Origin of the sequence: Pseudomonas sp. Sample_20 (genome assembly GCF_004307585.1) — a bacterium.
GTDB classification, from domain to species: Bacteria; Pseudomonadota; Gammaproteobacteria; order Pseudomonadales; family Pseudomonadaceae; genus Aquipseudomonas; species Aquipseudomonas atacamensis.
In genome coordinates, this window is the sequence record NZ_RCOA01000063.1 from 1 (window position 1) to 737 (window position 737).

Consider the following 737-nt stretch of genomic DNA (forward strand, 5'->3'; position numbering starts at 1 on the left):
AAGTAACACCAAGCCCCACCCAAGCGCACAGAACAAGACCGGCGCACCATTTCAGTGCCGCGAATGCACCGCAAAAACCCCCCGCAAACGGTCAAATGCGTCAAAAGTTATACGGATGCGACATTAAGGTACGTTCGTGCCACCGTTTAACGCCGCCGACCGCTCTGGATCTTGCATTGGGTATGGGCCCTGCATAAGTATCCGCAGGCACGACTCACGAGGTCGTACCTCACAACTAAAAAATGACAACAAATCATGAGGCCAACATGCTTAAACACGCGGTCATTCCGTTTCTAGTCGGCGCAGGCTTGTTAGCCTCCGCACCTTTCGCCACCGCTGCGACTAATCTGGTGTTCTGCTCCGAAGGGAGCCCGGCCGGTTTTGATCCAGGCCAGTACACCACCGGAACCGACTTCGACGCCTCAGCCGAAACCATGTTCAACCGCCTGACCCAGTTCGAGCGCGGCGGCACCGCCGTGATTCCTGGTCTGGCGACCAAGTGGGACATTTCCGACGATGGCCTGACTTACACCTTCCACCTGCGTGAAGGCGTCAAGTTCCACACCACCCCGTATTTCAAGCCGACTCGTGAATTCAACGCCGACGACGTGCTGTTTACCTTCAACCGCATGATCAATAAGGACGACCCGTTCCGTAAGGCCTACCCGACCGAATTCCCGTACTTCACCGACATGGGGATGGACACCAACATCACCAAGATCGATAAAGTCGACGAC

Annotated in this window: 1 protein-coding gene; it reads left to right on the forward strand. The window is 55.8% G+C overall.

The window, feature by feature from the left end; genetic code table 11:
- Nucleotides 1-266: 266 nt before the first annotated feature.
- Nucleotides 267-737 (forward strand): ABC transporter substrate-binding protein (locus D8U70_RS14535; RefSeq protein ID WP_241664665.1); only part of this gene is annotated, 471 nt, incomplete at its 3' end.